Here is a 22,295-nt window from a genome sequence, read left to right as displayed (position 1 = left end):
CGATCGTGCGCCCCGCCCGTCAAAGGACCACCGAGGGCAGGGAGGCAACTGGCCCGGGACATCAGGAGATGTCCCGGGCCAGTCTGTTGTCCGGCCGCCCGCGGAGCCTGTTCAGCCCACGCGCGCGAACCGGTCAGTGTCCGTGGCCGTGCCCGTGACCGGCCGCGTCCTGCTCTTCCTCTTCCGGCTTCTCCACGACGGAGCTCTCCGTGGTGAGCACCATCCTGGCGATGGAGGCCGCGTTGGTCACCGCGGAACGGGTCACCTTGACCGGGTCCACGACGCCCTGCGCGATCAGGTCGCCGTACTCGTGGGTGGCGGCGTTGAAGCCGGAACCCCAAGCGGCCTCGGCGACCCTGGTCACCACGACGGCGCCCTCGTCACCGGCGTTGCTGGAGATCCAGTACAGCGGGGCGCTCAGCGCGTCGGCGACGATCTTGACGCCGGTCGCCTCGTCACCGCTGAGGCCGAGGCCGCCCTCGAGCACCTTCGCCGCGTGGATCAGCGAGGAACCGCCGCCGGGCACGATGCCCTCCTCGACGGCCGCCTTGGTGGCCGCCACCGCGTCCTCGATCCGGTGCTTGCGCTCCTTGAGCTCGGTCTCGGTGGCCGCGCCGACCCGGACGACCGCGATGCCGCCGGCCAGTTTGGCCAGCCGCTCCTGGAGCTTTTCGCGGTCCCAGTCGGAGTCGCTGGCCTCGATCTCCTTGCGGATGAGACCGACCCGGTCGGTGATCGCGTCCTTGCTGCCGCCACCGTCCACGAGGGTGGTGGTGTCCTTGGTGATCACCGCGCGGCGCACGGTGCCGAGCACCTCGATGCCCGCATCGGAGAGCTTGGTGCCGACCTCCTCGGCGATGACCTGGCCGCCGGTGACGGTGGCGAGGTCGTCCATGAAGGCCTTGCGCCGGTCACCGAAGTACGGGGCCTTCACCGCGACCGCCTTGATGGTCTTGCGCAGCGAGTTCACCACCAGGGTGGAAAGCGCCTCGCCCTCGACGTCCTCGGCGATGATCAGCAGCGGCTTGCTCGCCTGCATGACCTGCTCGAGCAGCGGGAGCAGATCGTTGAGCGAGGAGATCTTCTCCCGGTGCAGCAGCACGAAGGCGTCCTCGAGAACCGCTTCCTGCGCCTCCTCGTCGGTGGCGAAGTAGCTGGAGAGGTAGCCCTTGTCGAACTGCACGCCCTCGGTGACGTCGAGTTCGGTGGCCATCGTCGAGGACTCCTCGACAGTGATCACGCCGTCCTCGCCGACCCGCTCGAGCGCTTCGCCGAGCAGCGCGCCGATCGACTCGTCGCGGGAGACGACGGTGCCGACCTGGGTGACGTTGTCCCGGCCCTTGACCGGGGTGGCCTTGTTCTTGAGCTCCTCGACGACCGCCTCGGCCGCCGCGGCGATGCCCGTGCCGAGCTGGCTCGGGTTCGCCCCGGCCGCGACGTTGCGCAGGCCGTGCTTCACCAGCGACTGGGCGAGCACGGTCGCGGTCGTGGTGCCGTCACCGGCGACGTCGTTGGTCTTGGTCGCGACGTTCTTGGCGAGCTGGGCACCGAGGTTCTCGAACGGGTCGTCCAGCTCGACCTCGCGCGCGACGGTGACGCCGTCGAGGGTGATGGTCGGGCCGCCGAACTTCTTGTCGAGCACCACATGGCGGCCCCGCGGGCCGAGCGTGACCTTGACCGTGTCGGCCAGCTGGTTCACGCCGCGCTCGAGCGCCCGACGAGCGTCGTCGTCGAAGCTGAGTTGCTTTGGCATGCTTTGCCTTTCTCAGGAGTGTGGAACGCAGAAGCCCCGGCGACCCCGGAGTGGGGCCACCGGGGCTCCTGTATTGCCTGTGACCGTGTGGTCAGTTGACCACGGCAAGCACGTCGCGCGCGGAGAGGATGAGGTACTCCTCGCCGTTGTACTTGACCTCGGTCCCGCCGTACTTCGAGTAGATGACGACGTCGCCCTCGTTGACGTCGACGGGAACCCGGTTCCCCTTTTCGTCGACGCGACCGGGGCCGACGGCGAGGACCTTGCCCTCCTGGGGCTTCTCCTTCGCCGTGTCCGGGATGACGAGACCGGACGCGGTCGTCGCCTCGGCTTCGCTCGCCTGGACAACGATCTTGTCCTCGAGCGGTTTGATGTTCACGCTCACCGCTAGGACCTCCATGGGTCGAATGAAAGCGTTGGGTAGGTACAAGTTAATGTGGTCCGGGACACGTGTTCCCGAGCCACGAGTGACGGCTCGCACCACCCCGTCGTCGCGGGTGCCGAGGCGGCTTGCGCCGTTCGTTTAGCACTCTACCCGCCCGAGTGCTAAACCTTCAAGCGGCTCCGATTCTCCTTGTGATGCTGTCCGGCTGTTCACCGCGCGATCACTTCCACGCCGGGCCGCCGACACCTTCCCTCGTTTGGGTTGTTCGCGAAGAAACTCCCGAACCATCCCGAGGTGAACCGCCATGACCACCACCCGCCGCGCCCTGCTGCGCGGGGCCGCGCTGACCGCGGCCGCCTCCGCCGTCGCCGCCGTTCCCGCGAGTGCCCAGTCCCCGGTACGCCCGCGGCCCCGGGCCGGTGATCCGTTCACCCTCGGCGTGGCCTCCGGGGAACCGGACGCGCACAGCGTGGTGCTCTGGACCAGGCTCGCGCACGATCCGCTCGCCGAGGACGGGTTCGGCGGCATGCCCGCGAAGGCCACCGAGGTGGACTGGGAACTGGCCGAGGACGAGCGGTTCACCAAGATCGTGCGCCGCGGGACCACGAAGGCCGAGCCCGCTTCCGGGCACTCGGTGCACGTCGAGGCGAGCGGACTCAAACCGGGAGCCGAGTACTTCTACCGGTTTCGCGCGAACGGGCATCTGTCCCCGCACGGGCGCACCCGCACCGCGCCCGCGGCCGGGGTGCTGAGCACTCCGCTGCTGCTGTGCTTCGCCTCCTGCGCGCACTACGAGTACGGCTACTACACCGCCTACCGGCACCTGGCGGCCGAGGAGCCCGATCTGGTCGCGTTCCTCGGCGACTACCAGTACGAGAACGGTGGTTCGAGCGGCAAGGTGCGCAAACACGCCGGACCGGAGACGGTCTCGCTGGCCAACTACCGGCAGCGGTACGCCCAGTACAAGGCGGACGCGGATCTGCAGGCCGCGCACGCGATCGCGCCGTGGACCCCGGTGTTCGACGACCACGAGGTGGAGAACAACTGGGCCGGAGAGGTACCCGAGGAGTCCGATCACGCCTCCCGCAAGGAGTTCCTGGCCCGGCGGGCGCGGGCGTTCCAGGCCTACTACGAGAACATGCCGCTGCGTCCGGCCCAGCGCCCGGACGGTTCGGCGATCCAGCTCTACCGGGAGCGCGCCTGGGGCGGGCTGGTGAACCTGCACATGCTCGACACCCGGCAGTTCCGCGACGACCAGCTCTCCGGGGACGGCATCAAGTACGACCCGCACCGCAAGGATGCCCACCGCACGATCATGGGCGCGGACCAGGAGCGCTGGCTCGGCGACCGGCTGCGGTCCTCTGCCGCGCGCTGGGATGTGCTCGGCCAGCAGGTGTTCTTCTCCCAGCTGGATTTCACTCCGGGCGCGGGCGAGACGAACAACATGGACGCCTGGGACGGCTACGCCGCGAACCGGGACCGGATCGTGGACGCCTGGGTCGCCGCCAAGACCCGCAATGTCGTCGTGCTCACCGGGGATGTGCACGCGAACTGGGCCGCGGACATCAAGAAGCGGTTCACCGACCCGGAATCCCCCGTCGTGGGCACCGAACTTGTGACCACCTCGATCACCAGCAACGGGGACGGCTCGGACACCAACAAGGACACCGCGGGGATCCTGAAGGAGAACCCGCACGTGAAGTTCTACAACGGCCAGCGCGGTTATGTGCGGACGAAGTTCACCCCGTCCGAGGTGCGCGCCGACTACCGCGTGGTGCCCTATGTGAGCCGCAAGGGCGCGCCGATCTCCACCCGGGCGAGCTTCACCGTCGCCGACCGTGAGCCGGGACTGCACCGGAACTAGAGACTGATCAGTTCCACCGGCATGGCCGGATCCGCGCCGAACTCCATCGCCGTCGGCGCGACCCCGGCGTGCACCAGCGCGGCACCGAGCGCGGCGATCATGGCGCCGTTGTCGGTGCACAGCCGGGGCCGGGGCACCCGCAGTTCGATCCCGGCCGCGGCGCAGCGCTGGGCGGCCAGCCCGGAGATGCGGGAGTTCGCCGCGACCCCGCCGGAGATCAGCAGGGTTCCGATGCCGTATTCCTCGGCGGCGCGCACCGCCTTCATGGTCAGCACATCGGCGACGGCTTCCTGGAACGAGGCCGCGACATCCGCGACGGGAACGGTCTCCCCCGCCGCCTCGGCGCGCTCCACCCACCGCGCGACGGCCGTCTTGAGCCCGGAGAAGGAGAAGTCGTGCCGGGCGTCCCGCGGTCCGGTCATGCCGCGGGGAAAGGCGATGGCCTCCGGGTCCCCTTCCGCGGCGAGCTTGTCGATCGGCGGGCCGCCCGGATACGGCAGTTCGAGCAGCCGCGCCACCTTGTCGTAGGCCTCCCCCGCCGCGTCGTCGATGGTGGAGCCGAGCTCGGTGATCTTGCCCGCGAGATCCTCGACGAGCAGCAGCTGGGTGTGCCCGCCGGAGACGAGCAGGGCCAGGCACGGACTGGGCAGCGAGCCGTGCTGCAGCGTGTCCGCGGCGACGTGCCCGGCGAGGTGGTTGACCCCGTAACAGGGTTTGCCGAGCGCGAGCGCGTACGCCTTGGCCGCGCCGACCCCGACCATCAGCGCACCGGCGAGCCCGGGCCCCCTGGTGACCGCGAACGCGTCCACGTCGGAGAGCGCGAGACCCGATTCGGCGAGCGCGCGATCCATCGTCGGGCGCATCGCCTCCAGGTGCGCGCGGCTGGCGATCTCCGGGACCACCCCGCCGAACCGGGCGTGCTGTCCGACGCTCGAGGCGACCTGGTCGGCGAGCAGGCGCACCGAACCGTCCGCGCCGAGCTCGGCGATGCCGACACCGGTCTCGTCGCAGGAACTCTCGATCCCGAGGATGATCATGACTTGTCCCTCATCATCGTGTACGCGTCCGCACCCGATGGCTGGTAGTAACCCTTGCGCACATCGAGTATCCGGAACCCGCGCCGCTCGTAGAGCCGCTGTGCCGCCTCATTGTCGGTGCGCACCTCGAGGAACACCGCGGCCGAGTGCGCGTCCGCCTGCGCGAGCAGCGCGTCCAGCAGCAGCGCGCCGATTCCCTTGCCCTGCGCGGATTCCGTGACCGCGATGGTGTGCACCTCGGCCTCCAGGTCACCGGGCCTGCCGAGCAGCGCGAGCCCGCCGTAGCCGAGCAGTTCGCCGGAACCGGTGTAGGCGCCGAGGTAGTAGTGCCCGGCGTCGAGTTCGGCCCGGAACGCCCGCGCGCTCCACGGATCGTCCCCGGCGAACAGTTCGCGTTCCAGCTCCGCGCACCGGTCCGCGTCGGTGTGCCGCAGCGGGGCGAGCGTGACATCGCCCGCTTTCTGCTCGACGTCTTCGGGGATCACCGGCTCACCCGTTTCCGTCCGGCCGGCTCTTTCGCGTCCGGGCGGCGCAGATACAGCGGGGTGAGCGCGGCGGGTTCGGTGTTCGCGCGCACCGCGTCCTCGGCGGCATGGACCAGACCGAGCGGATCGCAGGCGAGGACTTCGCCGTCGAGCACCCCGTCGCCGAGGATCCGGGTGATGCCGTGTTCGGCGGCGACCGCGCGCACCATGTCCGGGGCGCCCACATCCGGTCCGGCCACTCGGGTCCCGTCCGCGCCGTAGACCGCCCAGTAGAGCTCCTTGCGCCGCGCGTCGGTGGCCACCAGGAACGGGCCGGGACCGGCGAGCGCCGCGATCGCGTCCAGGGTGCACACCGGGTACACGGGGACCTCGAGCGCGTGCCCGAGCGCCGCCGCGGTGACCATGCCGACCCGGAGCCCGGTGAACGCGCCGGGTCCGACGCCGCAGACGATCGCGGCGATCCCGGCGGGCGCCCGGCGCAGCAGCTCCCGCACCTCGGGCCCGAGCAGTTCGGCGTGTGCCCGGGTCCGGCTCACGGTGCTGGTGGCCGTGACCCGTACCGCGTCCGTGGTCAGCTCGACGATCCCGGCCGTGACCACGGGGGTCGAGGTGTCGATTGCGAGGACGTGCACAGTCGCCGAGGATACGTGGCTTGCCAACGCAGGCCCGCACGTGTTCAGTCTCGGGCATGAAGTTGTCTGATCTCGGCGCGGCCGGCAGCAGGCTCGCGCTGCGTTTCCCCGAACTGACCCTGGACTACGCCGGGCTCGCCGCCGCCTCCGGCGCGGTCGCCGAGGCCGTGGCGGGCAAGCGGCGGGTCGCGGTGTACGCGAGCGCGCGCCCGCACACCGCCATCGCGGTGCTCGGCGCGATCGCGGCCGGGGTGCCCGTCGTCCCGCTCAACCCGAAGCTCGGGGACCGCGAACTCACCCACATCCTCACCGACTCCGCGCCCGATCTGCTGCTGTGCGCCCCGGACGAGGGCGGCCACATCGCGCTCGACCGGCACGAGGTCGATCCGGCGGCGCGGGCCTCGTTCACCGAACCGGCGACGGATTCCGAGGACCCGCTGTTCATCGTGTACACCTCCGGGACGACCGGGGCGCCCAAGGGTGTGGTCCAGCCGCGGCGTTCGCTCGAGGCCACCGTTTCCGGGCTGGCCGAGGCCTGGGCCTGGACCGCCGAGGACGTCGTCGTGCACGGGCTCCCGCTGTTCCACGTGCACGGGCTGGTGCTCGGCACGCTCGGGCCGATCCTGCTCGGCGGGAGCGTGCACCACCTGGGGCGCTTCGAAGCCGAGGCGGCCGCCGAGGCGCTCACCGCGTACCCGAGCACCATGCTGTTCGGCGTGCCGACCATGTACTCCCGCGTCGCGGAGGCCGTCGAGGCGGACACCGGGCTCGCCGGGCGGTTCGGCGCGGCCCGGCTGCTCGTCTCCGGTTCGGCTCCCCTTCCGGCGAGCGTGCACAAGCGGATCACCGCGGCCACCGGGCAGCAGATCATCGAGCGCTACGGGCTCACCGAGACCTTCATGAACACCAGCGTGCGCATCGACGGGGAACGCAGGCCGGGCACCGTCGGCCTGCCACTGGCCGGTGTGGACCTGCGGATCACCGACGACGCGGGTACCGAGATCGGTGAGCCCGGGCTCGTCGGCGAGGTCGAGGTGCGCGGGCCCAACGTGTTCCGGGAATACCTCAACCGGGCCGACGCCACCGCGGAAGCCTTCCGGGACGGCTGGTTCCGCACCGGGGACATGGCCACCCGGGATCCGGACGGCTATCTGCGCCTCGTCGGGCGGCGCTCGACCGACCTGATCAAGTCCGGCGGCTACCGGATCGGCGCCGGGGAGATCGAGAACGCGCTGCTCGAACATCCCGGGGTCGCCGAGGCCGCCGTGACCAGCGAGCCGGATGAGGATCTCGGTGAGCGCATCATCGCCTGGATCGTCTCCTCGGCGAGCCCGGCGAGCGAGGCCGAGCTGATCGAACACGTCGCGAGCACGCTCACCCCGCACAAGCGCCCGCGCGTCGTCCGGTTCCGGGAATCCTTGCCCCGCAACGATATGGGCAAGATCCTCAAGCGCTCGCTCGGCTGATCGGGGGCTGTCGCCGCCGGGACCGGCCGGGTAGCGTCGGGCACCGCGGAATTTCCTTCGCAGAATTTTTTCTGCAGAATTTCTTCTGCAGAGAGGAGTCTGGAACATGGGCGTTTCCCGGCGATCCTTCATGGCCGGTGCCGGCCGCACCGCGATCGCCTCGGCGTTCGCGGCCCCGGCCCTGGCTTCCCCCGATTCCCGGCCCCAGCCCGGCTGGCTCGCCGATGCGGTGCTCTATCAGATCTATCCGCAGAGTTTCGCGGATTCGAACGGCGACGGGATCGGCGATCTCGCCGGTATCGCCGATCATCTCGATCATCTGTCCTGGCTCGGGGTCACCGCGGTCTGGCTGAATCCAGTCTTCGTCTCACCGTTCACCGATGCCGGGTACGACGTGGCCGACTATCTGACCGTGGCCCCGCGCTACGGCACCAACGAGGATCTGGCGCGACTCGTGGGCGCGGCACGGAAACGCGGCATCCGGGTGCTCCTCGATCTGGTCGTCGGGCACACATCCGATCAGCATCCGTGGTTCCGGAACTCGCTGCACGATGATTCCGATCGCCGCTATATCTGGGCGAGCCCGGACCAGCTTCCCGGTGGCGAGCTCCCGGAGGATTTCGTCCCCTCCCCCGGACCGCGAAAGGGCGCGTTCCGGAAGAACTTCTACGCCACCCAGCCCGCGATCAATTTCGGCTACGCGCGGCCCCGGGACGGCGAACCGTGGCGGGAACCTGTCGACGCGGAAGGGCCGAAGCGGAACCGGGCCGCGGTGCGCGAGATCATGGCGCACTGGCTGGACATCGGGGTTTCCGGATTCCGCTGTGATATGGCCTTCTCACTCGTCAAGGACGATCCGGGATACGTCGAGACCGGGAAACTGTGGAACGAGCTGCGCGGCTGGCTGGACCGGAAGTATCCCGATTCCGCGCTCATCGCCGAATGGGGCGATCCGGCCACCTCGATACCGGGCGGTTTCAACGCCGATTTCCTGTTCCACTTCGGCGGTCCCGGCGACGGCGCGCCGTGGAAATCGCTGTGGAAAGAGCATCCGTTCTTCGGCGCCGAGGGCACGGGCACCGCGCGGATCTTCGTGGACGCCTGGGAAAAAGCGCACGCGAGCACCCGCGAACTCGGCTACATCTCGCTGCCGACCGCCAATCACGATGACGCCGACCGGCTGAACAACGGGGTGCGCACCCGCGCGGAACTGCCCGCCGCCTTCGCTTTCTGGCTGACCTGGCCGACCGTGCCCGCCATCTACTACGGCGAGGAGATCGGCATGCGGATGCTCGACGGGCTGCCCGACAAGGAAGGCAGCAACGGCAGGCAGCGCAACCGCACCCCGATGCAGTGGAACACCGGGGCGAACGCCGGATTCTCCACCGCCGCACCGGAAAAGCTGTACCTGCCCATCGACCCGGACCCCGGCAGGCCGGATGTCGCGGGCGAGCGCGCGAAGCCAGGTTCGCTGCTGAACTTCGTGCACCGGATGATCGCGCTGCGCAAGGCGAACCCGGAATTCGGCGCGCTGGGCAGTGTTCGCGTGTTCGGCACCGGATACCCGCTGACCTATCTGCGCGGGGACCGGTACCTGGTCACCGTCAACCCGCGCCGGGAGACCGCGCGGATCACCGTCGAGGATCCCCGGCTGCCCGGAGCGCGGGCGATCGAGAACAGCGGCACCCACGTCGAGGGCGGGAACCTCACCGTGCACGGCTTCGGCTACGCGATCCTGGACCTGAACGGCTGAGCGGATTCCGGTTCAGCTCGCGAGTGCCTCCGCGACGAACCGGACCTCGGCATCCATGCTCGCCCCGTCGCCGTGGCCCGCGCCGCCGTCGTGCCGGGCCATGGAGTGCCGGAAACTCAGCGCGTGCGCCAGCAGCGCGGCGGCCGCGGAAATCCGTTCGGCCGCGATGCGGTGCCTGCTCGCCGCGGTGATCACCTCACCGATCTGCGCGACCATCTTCCGGTAGCGGGCCTGGAGCGCGTCCCGCACCACCTCGTGGGTGTCGGCCTCGCGCCAGAGCAGATGGGACAACAGCGAGGAACCATCCAGATTCCGGTCCAGCCGGTCGACGAACCGGCACAGGCTCGTGCACACATCCCCGTCGACCACGACCTCGCCCAGTTCCACGTGCTCGCTCGGCAGTTTGTCGACCAGGGCGGTGAGCAGATCGGGTTTGCGGTTGAAGTAGTAGTGCACGAGGCCCTTGGGCACCTGCGCCTCGGTGGCGATCTTCGAGGTGGGGGTGGCGTCGAAACCGTGGCGGGCGAACAAATCCTGGGCGGCCGCCAGAATGCGTTCGCGGGTGGAATCCTCGGTCTCGGCCATGACGATCATCCTTACTCACATGAGTGGGGCCCACAACCGATGTTGTGGGCCCCGGCTACCGGATTCGGATCAGTGCTGGCCTGCGGCACGGTGCGCGGAAGAGGCCATCGGCAGGGCGAGCACCCCGGCGATGACGGTCACCCCGCCGAGCACCCACGCCCACCAGGACGTGGTGTACAGGTCCGTGGTGAAGCCGAGCACCCACGGCGAGACGAACAGCAGCGCACCGAGCACGATCTGAATGCCCTCGCTGGCCAGTGCGCCCGGTTGAGCGAGCGACCACAGACCGTCGATGGCGATCAGCGCACCGAGCACGATCATCGTCCACATCGCGGCCGTCGAGGTCGTCAGCCAGATCGGTGACAGCGCGGCGACCACACCGGCGGCGAGTTCGACCCAGTCTTGCGGACGGCTCCATGACCTGGTTGTCATCGTGGCCATCTCGATCACCTCCTGTGTGAAGTACATGTTTGATGATGCTCTTGGTTGGGCGCCCGGTCAAGATTGCGCGTCACCACTCGCGGTGACCTCCATCTCACCGCCCCCTTGAGCGATGCCGAAGGGGTAGCCAGGGCGATTACCCGTCGGTAACCTCCCGGAGCAATCCACCATGTCCACGACAGTCCGTCCTTGGAGGCCCACTGCCATGGAGAAGATCCGCGACGCGATCCTCAACGACCGGCTTGCCGATGTCGCCGACCTCGAGGTGCCGGACAGCTACACCGCGGTGACGGTGCATGCGGACGAAACGGAAATGTTCGCCGGGCTCGAGACGCGGGACAAGGACCCGCGTAAATCGCTGCACGTCGAAGAGGTCGCCACGCCGGAACTGGGCCCGGGCGAGGCGATCGTCGCGGTGATGGCCTCGGCGATCAACTACAACACGGTGTGGACCTCGATCTTCGAGCCGCTGCCCACCTTCGGGTTCCTGAACAAGCTGGGCAAGACCTCCCCGCTCGGAGCCCGCCACGACCTCCCCTACCACGTCGTCGGCTCCGACCTGTCCGGTGTCGTGCTGCGCACCGGCCCCGGGGTGCACGCCTGGCAGCCCGGCGACGAGGTGGTCGCGCACTGCCTGGATGTGCAGCTCGAACACGCCGATGGGCACAACGACACGATGCTCGACCCGGAGCAGCGCATCTGGGGCTTCGAGACGAACTTCGGCGGGCTCGCGCACCTCGCGCTGGTCAAGTCCAACCAGCTGATGCCGAAGCCGAAGCACCTCACCTGGGAAGAGGCCGCCTCGCCTGGCCTGGTGAACTCCACCGCCTACCGCCAGCTCGTCTCGCGCAACGGGGCGGACATGAAGCAGGGCGATGTGGTGCTGATCTGGGGCGCTTCCGGTGGCCTCGGTTCGTACGCCACCCAGTTCGCCCTCAACGGCGGCGCTACCCCGGTGTGCGTGGTGTCCAGCCCGGAGAAGGCCGAGATCTGCCGCTCCATGGGCGCCGAGCTGATCATCGACCGCAACGCGGAGGGGTACCAGTTCTGGAAGGACGAGGAGAATCAGGACCCCAAGGAGTGGAAGCGGTTCGGCAAGAAGATCCGCGAACTCACCGGCGGTGAGGACGTGGACATCGTGTTCGAGCACCCGGGCCGGGAGACCTTCGGCGCCTCGGTCTACGCCACCCGCAAGGGCGGAACCATCGTGACCTGCGCGTCCACCAGCGGCTACATGCACCAGTACGACAACCGGTACCTGTGGATGAACCTGAAGCGGATCATCGGCTCGCACTTCGCCAACTACCGCGAGGCCTGGGAGGCGAACCGGCTGATCGCCAAGGGCAAGGTCCACCCGACGCTGTCCCGGGTCTACCCGCTCGACCAGGTCGGGCAGGCCGCCTACGACGTGCAGCGCAACCTGCACCAGGGCAAGGTCGGCGTGCTGGCGCTGGCCCCGGAGGAAGGGCTCGGCATCCGGGATCAGGAGCTGCGTGCCCGCCATCTGAACGAAATCAACCGGTTCAGGGGCATCTGATCCCGGCTCGGTTACCCGGCTTGCCGGATTCGGGCGGTACCGTATTGCCCATGGGACTCTCCGACGGCGATCTCGTCCCCCTCGGGACCGGATTCGACATCGTGAAGAAGGGGTACAGCCGTACCCAGGTCGAGGAGCACCTCGAACGGCTCGACGGCGATCTGCGCCTGCTCGCCGCCGATCGGGACGCCGCGGTTTCCCAGGCGACCGAGCTCGCCCGTCAGCTCGAGTCGGCGCGCGCGGACCTGGACGAGAAGAGCCAGCAGATCGACCGGCTCTCGCTGCCGCCGACCACGCTGGAAGGGCTCTCCGAGCGGTTGCAGCGGATGCTGCGGCTCGCCCAGGACGAGGCCGCCGAGACCAGGGCCCGTGCCGAGGCCGAGGCGGGCCACATCCGCGGCCGCGCGGAGGCGGACGCGAACGCCCTGCGGGCCCGCTACGAGCAGCTGATCGGTGAGCTGGACAAGCGGCGCGCGGACATGGAAGCCGAGCACCGCGGGGTGCTGGCCAAGGCGAACGCCGAGGCCGAGCAGATCGTCAAGGATGCGGAGACCGCCCGGCAGAAGGCCGATGCCGAGGCCGAGGCGGCCCGGGTCCAGGTCGAGGAGGACTTCGAGATCGCCATGGCCTCCCGGCGTACCGAGGCGATGCGCGAGCTCGCCGAGGCCGAGGCCACCTCGAAGGCGGAGTCGGAGCGCCGGGTGCACGAGGCGGGCGAGGAGGCCGCGAGCATCCGCGCCAAGGTGAACGAAGAGGTCACCGCGCTGCGTGCGAAGGTCGCCGAGGAACAGCGGGTCAGCAAGGCCGACGCCGCCCAGCGCATCACCGAGGCCACCGAAGAAGCCGCCAAGATCCGCAACCAGGTCAACGAGGAAGTCACCGCGCTGCGCGCCCAGGTCGCCGAAGAGCAGCGGGTCAGCAAGGCCGACGCCGCCCAGCGCATCACCGAGGCCACCGAAGAAGCCGCCAAGATCCGCAACCAGGTCAACGAAGAGGTCACCGCGCTGCGCGCCCAGGTCGCCGAGGAACAGCGCGCTGGCCAGGCCGAGGCCGAGCAGCGGCTGCGCGAGGCCGATCAGGAGTGCAAGCAGCGCCTGGACGAGGCGACCCAGGAAGCCCACCGCAGGGTGGACGAGGCCACGGCGGAGGCGAACAGCCGGATCGACCAGGCCAACGAACGCGTCGACGTGCTGCGCTCGGTGCGCGCCAAGGTCGCCGAGCAACTGGCCTCGGCACGGGAGCTGCTCGCCAGTTCCACGCCCTCGCTCGAGGAGCTGCCCGCCGAACGCGGCGCGGGCGAGGACCCGGAGTTCGCCGACTTCGCCGGGGCCGCCGAGGACCAGCGGCCGGAAAACGAGCAGCCGCCGAACGAGCAGCCCGGGGACAGCCAGGAAACCCACGAGGCCGAGGTGGAGGATCTGGAGCACGACCGCCCGACCGAGAGCCTGCCCGCGCCAGGGCACCTCGGTCAGCGCGGCGCCTGAGTACCGCGGTGTCCGAAGCGACGGAGCCCGAGGGCGACGCGCCGCCCCGGCTGGTGCACACCGAACGGCTCGTGCTGCGGGCCCCGACCGCGCGAGACCTTGCCGCGTGTGTGGCGGTGCACTGCGATCCGGAAGCCCATCGGCACACCCCGCGCGGGCCGCGCACCGAGAAGCAGGCGGGTGAACTGCTCGAGATGCTCCTGCGCGACTGGTCCGAACACGGAATCGGCTACTGGGTGATCGAGCACGAGGACGAGCTCATCGGTTTCGGCGGGATCCGGCACGCGTGCGAGGACGGGGAACCGGTGCTCAACGTCTACTACCGGTTTCTGCCGAAAGCCTGGGGAAAGGGATTCGCGCAGGAGATGGCCGAGGCCGCACTCGGCTACGCGCGGCGCGCGCTCCCCGCGGTGCCGCCCTCGATCGTCACCGATCCGGACAACGCCGCCTCGCTGCGGCTGGCGCACCGGCTCGGATTCGCCGAGCACCGCAGGCGGATCCGGGACGGGCACCCGGAGGTCATCCTGCGGCCTGCCGGTACGCGGCGACCGTCTCCTCGGCACACCGGCGCCAGGTGAACCCGGCCGCGTGGTTGCGCCGGGCCATCCAGGTCCCCGGTTCCGGTTCGGCGTCCAGTACCTCGGCGAGCGCCGCGCCGAGCGCTTCCGGTTCGCCGTAGGGCACCAGGGTGGCGTGCCCGCCCGCGACCTCGCGCAGCGCGGGCACATCGGTGCACACCACGGGGACATTGCAGGCCAGTGCTTCCAGTACGGGAAGGCCGAACCCCTCGTCACGGGAGGGAAGCACCAGCGCCGCGGCACCGGCGACCACACTGCGCAGGTCCACATCGGACAGATACCCGGTGCGCAGTACCCGGCCCTCGGTACCCGCGCGGTGCGGACCGGCGAGCACCAGCGGGGGCAGCTCGGGACGTGCGGCGTGCGCGGCGATCAGGTGCTCGATTCCCTTGCGTGGCCCGTGATCCCCGACGTGCAGCAGATACTCGGCGGGCAGCGCGAGCTTGCCACGCAGCACCTCGGTCGGCGGGCGCGCGGCGAACCAGGCCGGGTCCACGCCGAGCGGGGTCACCCGGATCCGTTCCACGGGCACCCCGAGCCGGTCCACGACCTGCTCGGCGACCGCCTGCGTCGGGGTGCACACCACCGCGGCCAGTTCCGCGCCCTTGCGCACGAGCGCGGGCAGCCGGGAGTCCGCGGGCGGCAGATCCTCGGGATGGTCGAGGAAGGCGAGATCGTGCACGGTGAGCACACCACCGGCGGCCAGCGAGCGAGGCAGCACGAAATTGGTCCCGTGCACCACATCGGTCGGCCCGGCGAACAACTCGATCGGTGGCATCCGCCCGCGTTCCCAGCAGCGGCGCAGCAACCGCGCCGAGACCGGCATCCCGCGCGCGGTGACCTCGTGCGGCAGCGCCGAACGCAGCCTGCGCCAGCCGCGCAGGGTGAACGCGACCGCGCGCACCCGGACATCCGAGCGCGAGGCCAGTTCCTCGGCCAGCGCCGCCGTGTAGTGCCCGACACCGGTGCGGTTGCCGAGCAACGGGGTGCCGTCGAGCAGGACCCGGACGCGATCAGCTGCCACGGCGGCTCCGAACGTTCGAGGCGAGTTTGCGTACCCGGCCACCGGCCCGCTTGCCGAGCTCGCGCACCCCGCCCGCGGCAAGGTATTCGCGCACCAGGCCGATGTCCCGGAGCACGCCCTGCGCGAGGGTCAGCGGGGCGGGCTCGGTCAGCGGTGCCGCCCCGGCGAGCCGGTCCGCGGCCGGTCGCGGGTTGCGGCAGAACGCCAGCAGCGGGGCGAGGGCGTGCTCCCAGGTGAACCGTTCCCGGACGGCGGCGATGTTGTGCACGCAGTCCTGCGCGAAGGATTCGTCATAGAGCACCGAGGCCAGTGCCGCCGCGAGCGCCTCGGCGTCCTCGGCGGGAACCACCGAACCCAGGCGCTCGGCGCGGACCAGGTCGGCGAAGGAATCCCCGTCGGTGGTCACGATCGGCAGCCCGGACCACAGGTAGTCGAGCACCCTGGTGCGGAACGCGAATTCGGTTTCCACGTGCTGGAAATGCGTCGTGACCCCGGCATCCGCGTCGAGCAGCCAGTTCTGCCGTTCGGTGTAGGGCACCCAGCCCTCGTTGAAGAAGACGTGTTTCCCGGTGAGGCCGAGCGAACCGGCAAGCTGCCTGGTGCGCACCGCGATCTCCATGTCCGGGACATCCGGATTGGGGTGGCGCATGCCGAGGAACACCAGCCGCACATCGGGGTGCTCGGCGCGCAACCGGTCCACCGCCCGGATCAGGGTGAGCGGATCGAACCAGGAGTAGACCCCGCCCGCCCACAGGATCACCTTGTCCCGCTCCCCGATCGCGGGAAAGGCGTCCCGGATTCCCGGGCCGTTCCGGTGTGGCTGCGCGGCGGGCAGCCCGAACGGGACCTCCGCGATCAGCGAGCGCATCGTCGGATCGGTGTCGTAGATCCCCGGGCCGATCCGGCCGAGCGCGGCGAGATGCCCCAGCCAGAAATGCCGCTGCCGTTCCGAGGCGCAGAGGAAGAAATCCCCGCGGCGCAACTGGGTGTTGAGCACCTCGGTCACCCCGGCCACATCCGCGCCGCGCTGCGCCTCCGGGGCCTGCTTGCTCTGTTCGAGCAGTTCCAGGTGCATCGGATCGTAGACATCGCAGACCAGGATCGTGCGGGAGTCCATCCGCGCGAGCTCGGGCACCATCTGCAGGGTGTGCCCCTGCAGCACCACCACATCCGCCCAGTCCACGTGCGCGTGCAGTTCCTTCGGCGTGCACGCGTGCACCTCGAAGCTCGCGTCCGGGGGCGCGTTGTTCGGGTTCACCGAGACCAGCCGGACCGTGTGCTCGACCGCCAGGACCTCCGCGGTGTGCCAGGCCCGGATCGCGGGACCGGCCATCCGCTCGGCGACCGCGTCCCCGGTGAGCACCGCGATCCGGCGCGGGCGGCCGAACACCTCGCCGATCCCGAAGACCTCGGTGAGAATGTCGTGCGCGGCGAGGTAGCGCGGCAAGGGATAGGCCGGCTCCAGCGCCTTGCGCATCAGGGTGACGAGGTCGGCATCGGTGCGGGTGCGCTCGCGCTGCTCGAGTTCGCGGGACTCGCGCAGGTGCGGCAGCAGTTCCACGAACTGGTCGATGGCGAACACCCCGGCCATCGTGGGGCGCGGTACCGAGAGCAGCGGGGCTTCCTCGCCCGCCCGGTTCATCTCCAGCTGCGTGGCATCGAGGTCACCGCGCGCGGTCGCCCTGCGCACCGCGAGCGCGAGTGCGGCGGGCAGCACCCTGGCCAGCGTCTCGTCCTCGAGGTTCTTGTACAGCGCGCACAGGGCGTTGCGCTCGAGCAGGTACAGCTCCCGCGCGGAGTCCTTGCCGTCCACATCGGAGACCGCGGCGTGGTGCCGGTGATAGGCGACCGATCCGGGTTCGAAGCGGAACCGCCAGCCGCGATTGTTCAGCCGCCAGCCCAGATCCACGTCCTCGTAGAACATGAAGAACCGCTCGTCGAAGCCCTCGAGCTCGGCGAACAGTCCCGCGCGCACGAACATCGCCGCCCCGGTGCCGAACAGCACATCGCGCGCGGTGTCCCGTTCCGGGGCGTCCGGCTGACCGCCGCCGTGCGAGTACCCCATGCCGAACCAGGTGAGCCCGGCGTCGGTGAAGTCCACCCGCTCGCCGTCCCAGTCCAGCACCTTGCTCGCCACCGCACCGATCCCCGGCTGGCTGGCGAGCACCTCGACCGCTGCGCTGACCCAGCGCGGATGCGGGCGGGCATCGGAGTTGAGGAAAGCGAGCACCGAACCCCTCGCGTGCCGCGCGCCGAGATTGCAGCCACCGGCGAACCCGGTGTTCCGCGGGGACTCGATGAGCGTGGCCCGCTCGCCGAGCGCCGCGCGGATCCGTTCCGCACTGCCGTCCCCGGAAGCGTTGTCCACGCAGATCAGCTCGAGCCGCTCGGCCGGGTAGTCCAGCTCGGCGGCGAGCGCGCGCAGACACGTGATGGTGTGCTCGGCGCCGCGATAGTTCACCACGACAACCGAGACCAGTGGCAGTACAGCGTCAGTCAATGCGATCCCCTCGGGCGTCCGCGCCGATCCTAGCCGCAGCACCGGAGCTCGCCGCGCGCCACACCCGGGCCCGCCCGCGGCGCGCGATCCGGCCGACCGCCCTGCGCTCGGCGAGCAGCCGCGGCGCTGCGAGCAGTAGTTCCCCGAGCACCCGCAGCCGCAGCCGCGGCGCGAAGTTCGGGGTCGCCGGGAGCCCGGGTTTGAGCGCCAGCAGGGCGAACTTCGCCAGCTGGGCGCCCACGACCGTGGCCGGGGCGCACCGGGCGAGCATGAACAGCCGGTTGCGCTCGTTCCAGTGGTGGAACCGCCAGGAACCGGGCCGGGTCGAGGCGCCGTGCCGGTGCCGGGCGCGGGCCTCGTTCGCGTGCCGGATCCCGTACCCGGCAAGACGCAGCCGCCACGCCGTGTCGGTGTCCTCGTAGTAGCAGAAGAACTCCGCGGGCACCCCGCCGACCGCGTGCAGTGCCCCGGTGCGCAGCAGCACCGCACCACCGCAGAAGCCGAACGGCTCCGCGTCCCCGGTGAGGTCCAGCCCGTACCCGTCCCGGTCCAGCGCCGTGCCCGCCGAGGTGACCGCTCCCCCGGCGTCCACGAGCACCGAGGAGACCGCGGCGGCATCGGGATGGGCGTCCAGCTCGTCCTCGAGCGCGGCGAGCCAGCCCGGTTCGGGGGCGGCGTCGTCGTTGAGCCAGGCGAGGTATTCGGTGCGCACCTGCCCGAGCGCGGCGGCGATCCCGCCCGCGTAGCCGGTGTTCACCGGCAGCCGCAGTACCTCGTGCCCGGCCAGCAGTTCCGCGGTGCCGTCGTCCGAGGCGTTGTCCACCACGAGCGTCCGATGTGGACGTTCCTGGGCGGCGAGGGCGGCGAGGCAGTCCCGGACGTGCTCGCGCCCGCGCCAGGTCACCACCACCACGGTCGTCCGGGTCCGCATAGGGTGCCATTGTGCCTGAGCTCGTCCTGCTTGCCGATCAGCTGCTCGCCCCGGTCCCCGGCGGCACCGGGCGCTACACGCGCGAGCTCGGCGCGGCGCTGGCCGCGACGGCACCACCCGGCTGGACGGTGCGCTCGGTGGTGCCGCGCTGCGCGGATCCCACGGTGGCCGCGATCGAGGGGGTCGCGGGCCCGAGCGTGCTCGCCTTGCCCCGCCGGGCCCTGATCGCGGCCTGGGAGCGGCGGATCCCGCTGTGGCCGGGCGGCGATTCGGTGCACGCCCCCACCCCGCTCGCCCCGCCCGCGCGGCACGGCAAGGGGCTGGTGGTGACGGTGCACGATGCCGTCCCGTTCACCCATCCGGAGACGCTGACCCCGCGCGGTGCGCGCTGGCACCGGAAGGCGATCGCACAGGCAGCGCGCGCGGCGGACACGATCCTGGTGCCCACCGCCGCGGTCGGCGCGCAGCTGGGCCCGCGGATCGGCGGCACACCGCTGACCGTGGTCGGGCACGGCAGGACCGCGGCGCTCGCGCAGCCACCCGGGGACGCGGCGGCCATCGCGGCGCGGTTGCGGCTGCCGCCCGAGTACCTGCTGATGATCGGCACCGTGGAACCGCGCAAGGGCGTCGAGGTGCTGCTGCGCGCGCTCGCCGAGCCGGGCGCGCCCGCGCTGCCGCTGGTGCTCGCCGGGCCGCGCGGCTGGGGGCAGGTCGAACCGGACCGGCTCGCCGCCGGACTCGGGGTACCCGCTCCGCTGGAGCTCGGCGCGGTCACCGATGCCGAACTGGCCACCGTGCTGCACCGGGCCGCGGCCCTGGTGGCGCCGAGCCGTTCGGAGGGCTTCGGTCTCCCGGTGCTCGAGGCGATGGCCGCCGGGGTCCCCGTGGTGCACTCGAACGCGCCCGCCCTCGTCGAGCTCGCGGACGGCACCGGGCTCGGTTTCCCGGTCGGCGACGCCCACGCCCTGGCCGCCGTACTACGCGATGTGTTCGAGAACACGGCGGCCACCGCGGCACGGGTCACCGCGGCCAAGGCCCGCGCGAAGGCGTTCACCTGGGCGGATTCCGCGGCGCGGGTGTGGGCCGCGCATCTGGAGGCGCATCACGTTCGGTGCCCGGGGTGAGGGAATCTCGCCGTAGCCGACCACCGAGGGTTGTCCACGTCGTACCCTGCTGCACGTGACGGTGTCAGATCCACGTGTGCTCATCGACGCCACCGCGGTCCCCGCTGATCGAGGTGGCGTCGGCCGTTATGTGGACTCCCTCGTCGCCGCCCTGGACGCGGACGGTGCCCGGCTCGCCGTCGTCTGCCAGCCGCGGGACACCGAGCTCTACGCCGGACTCGCCCCGCACGCCGAGGTGGTCACCGCGGCCGAGTCGGTCGCCACCCGTACCGCCCGCCTGGTGTGGGAGCAGGTGCAGCTGCCCAGGCTGGTGCGCTCGCTCGGCGCGGATGTGCTGCACTCCCCGCACTACACGATGCCGCTGGCCAAACAGGCCGCCTCGGTGGTGACCATCCACGACGCGACCTTCTTCACCGGCGCCGCGATGCACTCCACGGTCAAGGCGATGTTCTTCCGCACCTGGACCCGCCGTTCACTGGCCGCCGCCGAACTGTGCGTGGTGCCCTCGGAGGCGACGGCGAACGAGCTGGTCCAGGTCGCCGGGGCGGACCGGGGAATGTTGCGGGTGAGCCCGCACGGGGTGGACACCGCGACCTTCCATCCGCCGTCCCCGGAGGAGGTCGCCGAGGTCCGCGCGCTGCTCGATCTCGGGGACGCCGAGTTCATCGCGTTCCTCGGCGCGCTGGAACCACGCAAGAACGTGCCCGCGCTCATCCGCGGATTCACCGAGGCGAGCGCGCACCGCGCGGAACCGCCGGTGCTGGTGCTCGCCGGGCAGCCCGGCTGGGACGGACAGGTCGAGCGGGCGCTGGCCTCGGTGCCGCGGCGGTTGCGGGTGCTGCGCGCCGGATATCTGCCACTGGATCTGCTCTCCGGATTCCTCGGCGGGGCGGGCATCGTGGCCTATCCGAGTTTCGGGGAGGGCTTCGGTCTTCCCGTGCTCGAGGCGATGAGCTGCGGCGGCTGCGTGCTCACCACCGACCGGCTGGCGATCGGCGAGGTCGGCGGGGACGCGGTGCACTACCGGGGAGTGGGCGCCGGGGACATCGCGGCCGGACTGGACGAGCTGCTCGACGATCCCTCGCAGCGTGCCCAGCTCGGTGCGGCCGCGCAGCGCAGAGCCAAGGAGTTCTCCTGGGCGACGACGGCCGCGCAGCACCGCGAGGCCTACGCGCGCGCCGCCGCCCGCTACCGGCGACGGTGACCGGCGCACGGCGCCGCGATGAGCTCGGGCACAATAACCAGCCGTGGACTCCCAGTATCGCGACCAGTACGGCGAGGAACTCGCCGTTGTCACGGTGACCTACTCGCCGGGTGAAACCCTCGACGCGATGTGCGAATCGGTGACCAAGGCGACCGAACGCGCAGTGCGGATCATCGTCGCGGACAACGGATCCACCGACGGCGCACCGGAAAAGGTGGCCGCGGCACGGGACAACGTGACACTGGTGCCGACCGGGAGCAACCTCGGCTACGGCGGCGGGATGAACCGCGGGGTCGCCGAGCTCGGCCCGGAGTACGGCTGGGTGGTCATCTGCAATGCCGACCTGTTCTTCGGCGAGGGCAGCATCGACGAACTGCTCACCGCGACCGAGCGGTGGCCGCGCGGCGGCGCCTTCGGTCCGCTGGTGCGCGAGGTGGACGGCAGCGTCTACCCCTCGGCCCGGCTGCAGCCCTCGCTGTGGCGCGGCGCGCTACACGCGGCACTCGGCGCGGTGTGGCCGGACAACCCGGCCAGCCGCGGTTACCGGCAGTCCGACACGGCGGTGACCGAACGGACCGCCGGATGGCTTTCCGGTTCCTGCATGCTGCTGCGCCGCGAGGCTTTCGAGCAGATCGGCGGCTTCGACACCCGGTATTTCATGTACTTCGAGGATGTGGACCTCGGCGACCGGCTCACCTGCGCGGGCTGGCTGAACGTGTACGTGCCCAGCGCCGAGATCACCCACATCGGCGGGCACTCCACCAAGCAGGCTTCGGCGCGCATGGTGCGAGCCCACCACGACAGCGCCTACCGTTACCTCGCCGACCGGCACCAAGGCCCGCGCTGGCTACCGCTGCGCCTGGCGATCAAGGCCGGACTCGCGGCCCGCGCGGCCCTGCAGATCCGCGCGGAACGGTAGTTCGCCGAGGACCTTTCGGCGGTATGGCCGCTGTTACCACCCTGCCAACCGGCACTGCGGCGGCCCCGCCACGCAGGCCACCCGACAACTATCAATCCAAACCGGACAGACGCTCGGAGAGCGATCGCGGCTTCTTCGGCTGCTGCGCCACGGTCGGGATGAGCCCGCCGAGGTCGGTGGTCGGCTCGTCCTCGGCGACCCGCTGCTCGGCGTGCGGCGCCGCGGCCTGCGGGCGGTGCACGGGCTGGGTGGCGCCTTCGCGCACGTCCCGCACCGGCTGGGTGGTCTCCTCGCCCTCGCGCGGCGCGCCCGGGGCGGGAATCGACTGGGTGTCCTGCTCCTCGACCCTGCGCTGCGCCTCTTCCACGACCGAGCGGCGGATTCTGGAGGTCGCGGAGGCATCCATCGGGGAGGTGGCATTGATGGGGGTGACGACACCGCGCCGCAGAGCACTGGCGCGTTCGAGCACCGCATCCGCCCGATCGCGGGGGTCCATGGCGACCTCCCTTTTCACGCCGCGCATGCTGACGGCGATACGGTTAACTCCTCTGCGTAAAGCGTATCGCCACCAGGGCCCGGTGTCAGGACAAGGA

Annotated in this window: 20 protein-coding genes; 9 read left to right on the top strand and 11 right to left on the bottom strand. The window is 70.8% G+C overall.

Annotated elements, in window-relative coordinates; translation table 11 throughout:
* Positions 1-133: 133 nt before the first annotated feature.
* Together groL and groES are read right to left on the bottom strand one after the other, a co-directional pair.
* Positions 134-1,753, bottom strand: a complete 1,620-nt coding sequence (gene groL / locus AD72_RS06425; protein WP_031465476.1) for a chaperonin GroEL — start codon at positions 1,751-1,753, stop codon at positions 134-136.
* 91 nt (positions 1,754-1,844) lie between these two features.
* Entirely contained in the window at positions 1,845-2,153 is a 309-nt protein-coding gene (gene groES / locus AD72_RS06420) for a co-chaperone GroES (RefSeq protein WP_031465475.1), read from the bottom strand.
* A gap of 289 nt (positions 2,154-2,442) precedes the next feature.
* Between groES and AD72_RS06415 the strand changes: the two genes are divergently transcribed.
* Positions 2,443-4,002, top strand: coding sequence for an alkaline phosphatase D family protein (locus AD72_RS06415; RefSeq protein ID WP_031465474.1), 1,560 nt, complete (start codon positions 2,443-2,445; stop codon positions 4,000-4,002).
* Here AD72_RS06415 and tsaD read toward each other — a convergent pair.
* The 3 genes from tsaD to tsaB are packed head-to-tail and all read right to left on the bottom strand — an operon-like array spanning position 3,999 to position 6,156.
* Entirely contained in the window at positions 3,999-5,039 is a 1,041-nt protein-coding gene (tsaD, locus tag AD72_RS06410; protein ID WP_031465473.1) for a tRNA (adenosine(37)-N6)-threonylcarbamoyltransferase complex transferase subunit TsaD, read from the bottom strand. The two genes, AD72_RS06415 and tsaD, sit on opposite strands and share 4 nt — an antisense overlap.
* Positions 5,036-5,524: a ribosomal protein S18-alanine N-acetyltransferase gene (rimI, locus tag AD72_RS06405; RefSeq protein WP_082468786.1), complete on the bottom strand. Its 489-nt coding sequence runs from the start codon at positions 5,522-5,524 to the stop codon at positions 5,036-5,038. Before rimI ends, tsaD begins: the two co-directional genes overlap by 4 nt.
* Positions 5,521-6,156: a tRNA (adenosine(37)-N6)-threonylcarbamoyltransferase complex dimerization subunit type 1 TsaB gene (gene tsaB, locus AD72_RS06400; RefSeq protein ID WP_031465471.1), complete on the bottom strand. Its 636-nt coding sequence runs from the start codon at positions 6,154-6,156 to the stop codon at positions 5,521-5,523. The genes rimI and tsaB overlap by 4 nt, the downstream gene beginning before the upstream one ends.
* 56 nt (positions 6,157-6,212) lie before the next feature.
* Here tsaB and AD72_RS06395 point away from each other — a divergent pair, with 56 nt between their 5' ends.
* Together AD72_RS06395 and AD72_RS06390 are read left to right on the top strand one after the other, a co-directional pair.
* The gene (locus AD72_RS06395) at positions 6,213-7,622 is read left to right on the top strand and encodes an acyl-CoA synthetase (RefSeq protein ID WP_031465470.1); all 1,410 of its coding nucleotides are present in this window, start codon (positions 6,213-6,215) and stop codon (positions 7,620-7,622) included.
* Positions 7,623-7,728: 106 nt separating this feature from the next.
* The gene (locus AD72_RS06390) at positions 7,729-9,375 is read left to right on the top strand and encodes an alpha-amylase family glycosyl hydrolase (RefSeq protein WP_197284889.1); all 1,647 of its coding nucleotides are present in this window, start codon (positions 7,729-7,731) and stop codon (positions 9,373-9,375) included.
* A 12-nt stretch (positions 9,376-9,387) separates the two neighbouring features.
* Here the strand turns inward: AD72_RS06390 and AD72_RS06385 are convergent, their stop codons facing one another.
* Both AD72_RS06385 and AD72_RS06380 read right to left on the bottom strand, forming a co-directional pair.
* Positions 9,388-9,960, bottom strand: coding sequence for a TetR/AcrR family transcriptional regulator (locus tag AD72_RS06385; RefSeq protein WP_031465468.1), 573 nt, complete (start codon positions 9,958-9,960; stop codon positions 9,388-9,390).
* 69 nt (positions 9,961-10,029) lie between these two features.
* On the bottom strand, positions 10,030-10,401 hold the full coding sequence (locus AD72_RS06380; protein WP_031465467.1) for an SPW repeat domain-containing protein: 372 nt from the start codon (positions 10,399-10,401) through the stop codon (positions 10,030-10,032).
* A 205-nt stretch (positions 10,402-10,606) separates the two neighbouring features.
* Between AD72_RS06380 and ccrA the strand changes: the two genes are divergently transcribed.
* From ccrA to AD72_RS37105, 3 genes are read left to right on the top strand one after another with little or no spacing between them, the layout of a single operon-like run.
* Positions 10,607-11,938 carry a crotonyl-CoA carboxylase/reductase gene (gene ccrA / locus AD72_RS06375; protein ID WP_031465466.1) on the top strand — a complete coding sequence of 444 codons (1,332 nt, stop codon included), beginning with the start codon at positions 10,607-10,609 and terminating at the stop codon, positions 11,936-11,938.
* A gap of 50 nt (positions 11,939-11,988) precedes the next feature.
* Complete coding sequence (locus tag AD72_RS37110) at positions 11,989-13,422, top strand: coiled-coil domain-containing protein (RefSeq protein ID WP_051898063.1); 1,434 nt, start codon at positions 11,989-11,991, stop codon at positions 13,420-13,422.
* Positions 13,423-13,430: 8 nt separating this feature from the next.
* On the top strand, positions 13,431-14,000 hold the full coding sequence (locus AD72_RS37105) for a GNAT family N-acetyltransferase (RefSeq protein WP_051898056.1): 570 nt from the start codon (positions 13,431-13,433) through the stop codon (positions 13,998-14,000).
* Here the strand turns inward: AD72_RS37105 and AD72_RS06360 are convergent.
* The 3 genes from AD72_RS06360 to AD72_RS06350 are packed head-to-tail and all read right to left on the bottom strand — an operon-like array spanning position 13,942 to position 18,455.
* A complete protein-coding gene (locus AD72_RS06360) occupies positions 13,942-15,024 on the bottom strand; it encodes a glycosyltransferase family 4 protein (protein ID WP_031465463.1) in 1,083 nt (360 codons plus the stop codon). The genes AD72_RS37105 and AD72_RS06360 overlap by 59 nt on opposite strands.
* A complete protein-coding gene (locus AD72_RS06355) occupies positions 15,014-17,530 on the bottom strand; it encodes a glycosyltransferase (protein WP_031465462.1) in 2,517 nt (838 codons plus the stop codon). The genes AD72_RS06360 and AD72_RS06355 overlap by 11 nt, the downstream gene beginning before the upstream one ends.
* The gene (locus AD72_RS06350) at positions 17,517-18,455 is read right to left on the bottom strand and encodes a glycosyltransferase family 2 protein (protein ID WP_037344986.1); all 939 of its coding nucleotides are present in this window, start codon (positions 18,453-18,455) and stop codon (positions 17,517-17,519) included. Before AD72_RS06350 ends, AD72_RS06355 begins: the two co-directional genes overlap by 14 nt.
* 11 nt (positions 18,456-18,466) lie before the next feature.
* Here AD72_RS06350 and AD72_RS06345 point away from each other — a divergent pair, with 11 nt between their 5' ends.
* The 3 genes from AD72_RS06345 to AD72_RS06335 all read left to right on the top strand — a co-directional run bounded on the left by AD72_RS06345 (position 18,467) and on the right by AD72_RS06335 (position 21,702).
* Complete coding sequence (locus tag AD72_RS06345; RefSeq protein ID WP_031465460.1) at positions 18,467-19,579, top strand: glycosyltransferase family 4 protein; 1,113 nt, start codon at positions 18,467-18,469, stop codon at positions 19,577-19,579.
* Between the two features lie 76 nt (positions 19,580-19,655).
* Positions 19,656-20,783: a glycosyltransferase family 4 protein gene (locus AD72_RS06340; RefSeq protein WP_031465459.1), complete on the top strand. Its 1,128-nt coding sequence runs from the start codon at positions 19,656-19,658 to the stop codon at positions 20,781-20,783.
* 43 nt (positions 20,784-20,826) lie between these two features.
* Positions 20,827-21,702, top strand: coding sequence for a glycosyltransferase family 2 protein (locus AD72_RS06335; RefSeq protein ID WP_031465458.1), 876 nt, complete (start codon positions 20,827-20,829; stop codon positions 21,700-21,702).
* Positions 21,703-21,793: 91 nt separating this feature from the next.
* On the opposite strand, the gene AD72_RS06330 is transcribed toward AD72_RS06335, so the two are convergent.
* Entirely contained in the window at positions 21,794-22,198 is a 405-nt protein-coding gene (locus AD72_RS06330) for a hypothetical protein (RefSeq protein ID WP_031465457.1), read from the bottom strand.
* Positions 22,199-22,295 lie beyond the last annotated feature (97 nt).

Origin of the sequence: Sciscionella sediminilitoris (genome assembly GCF_000737195.2) — a bacterium.
In the GTDB taxonomy this organism is placed as follows: domain Bacteria; phylum Actinomycetota; class Actinomycetes; order Mycobacteriales; family Pseudonocardiaceae; genus Sciscionella; species Sciscionella sediminilitoris.
Note: the sequence above shows the minus strand (reverse complement) of the source record. Positions and strands in the feature narration are given on the sequence as shown.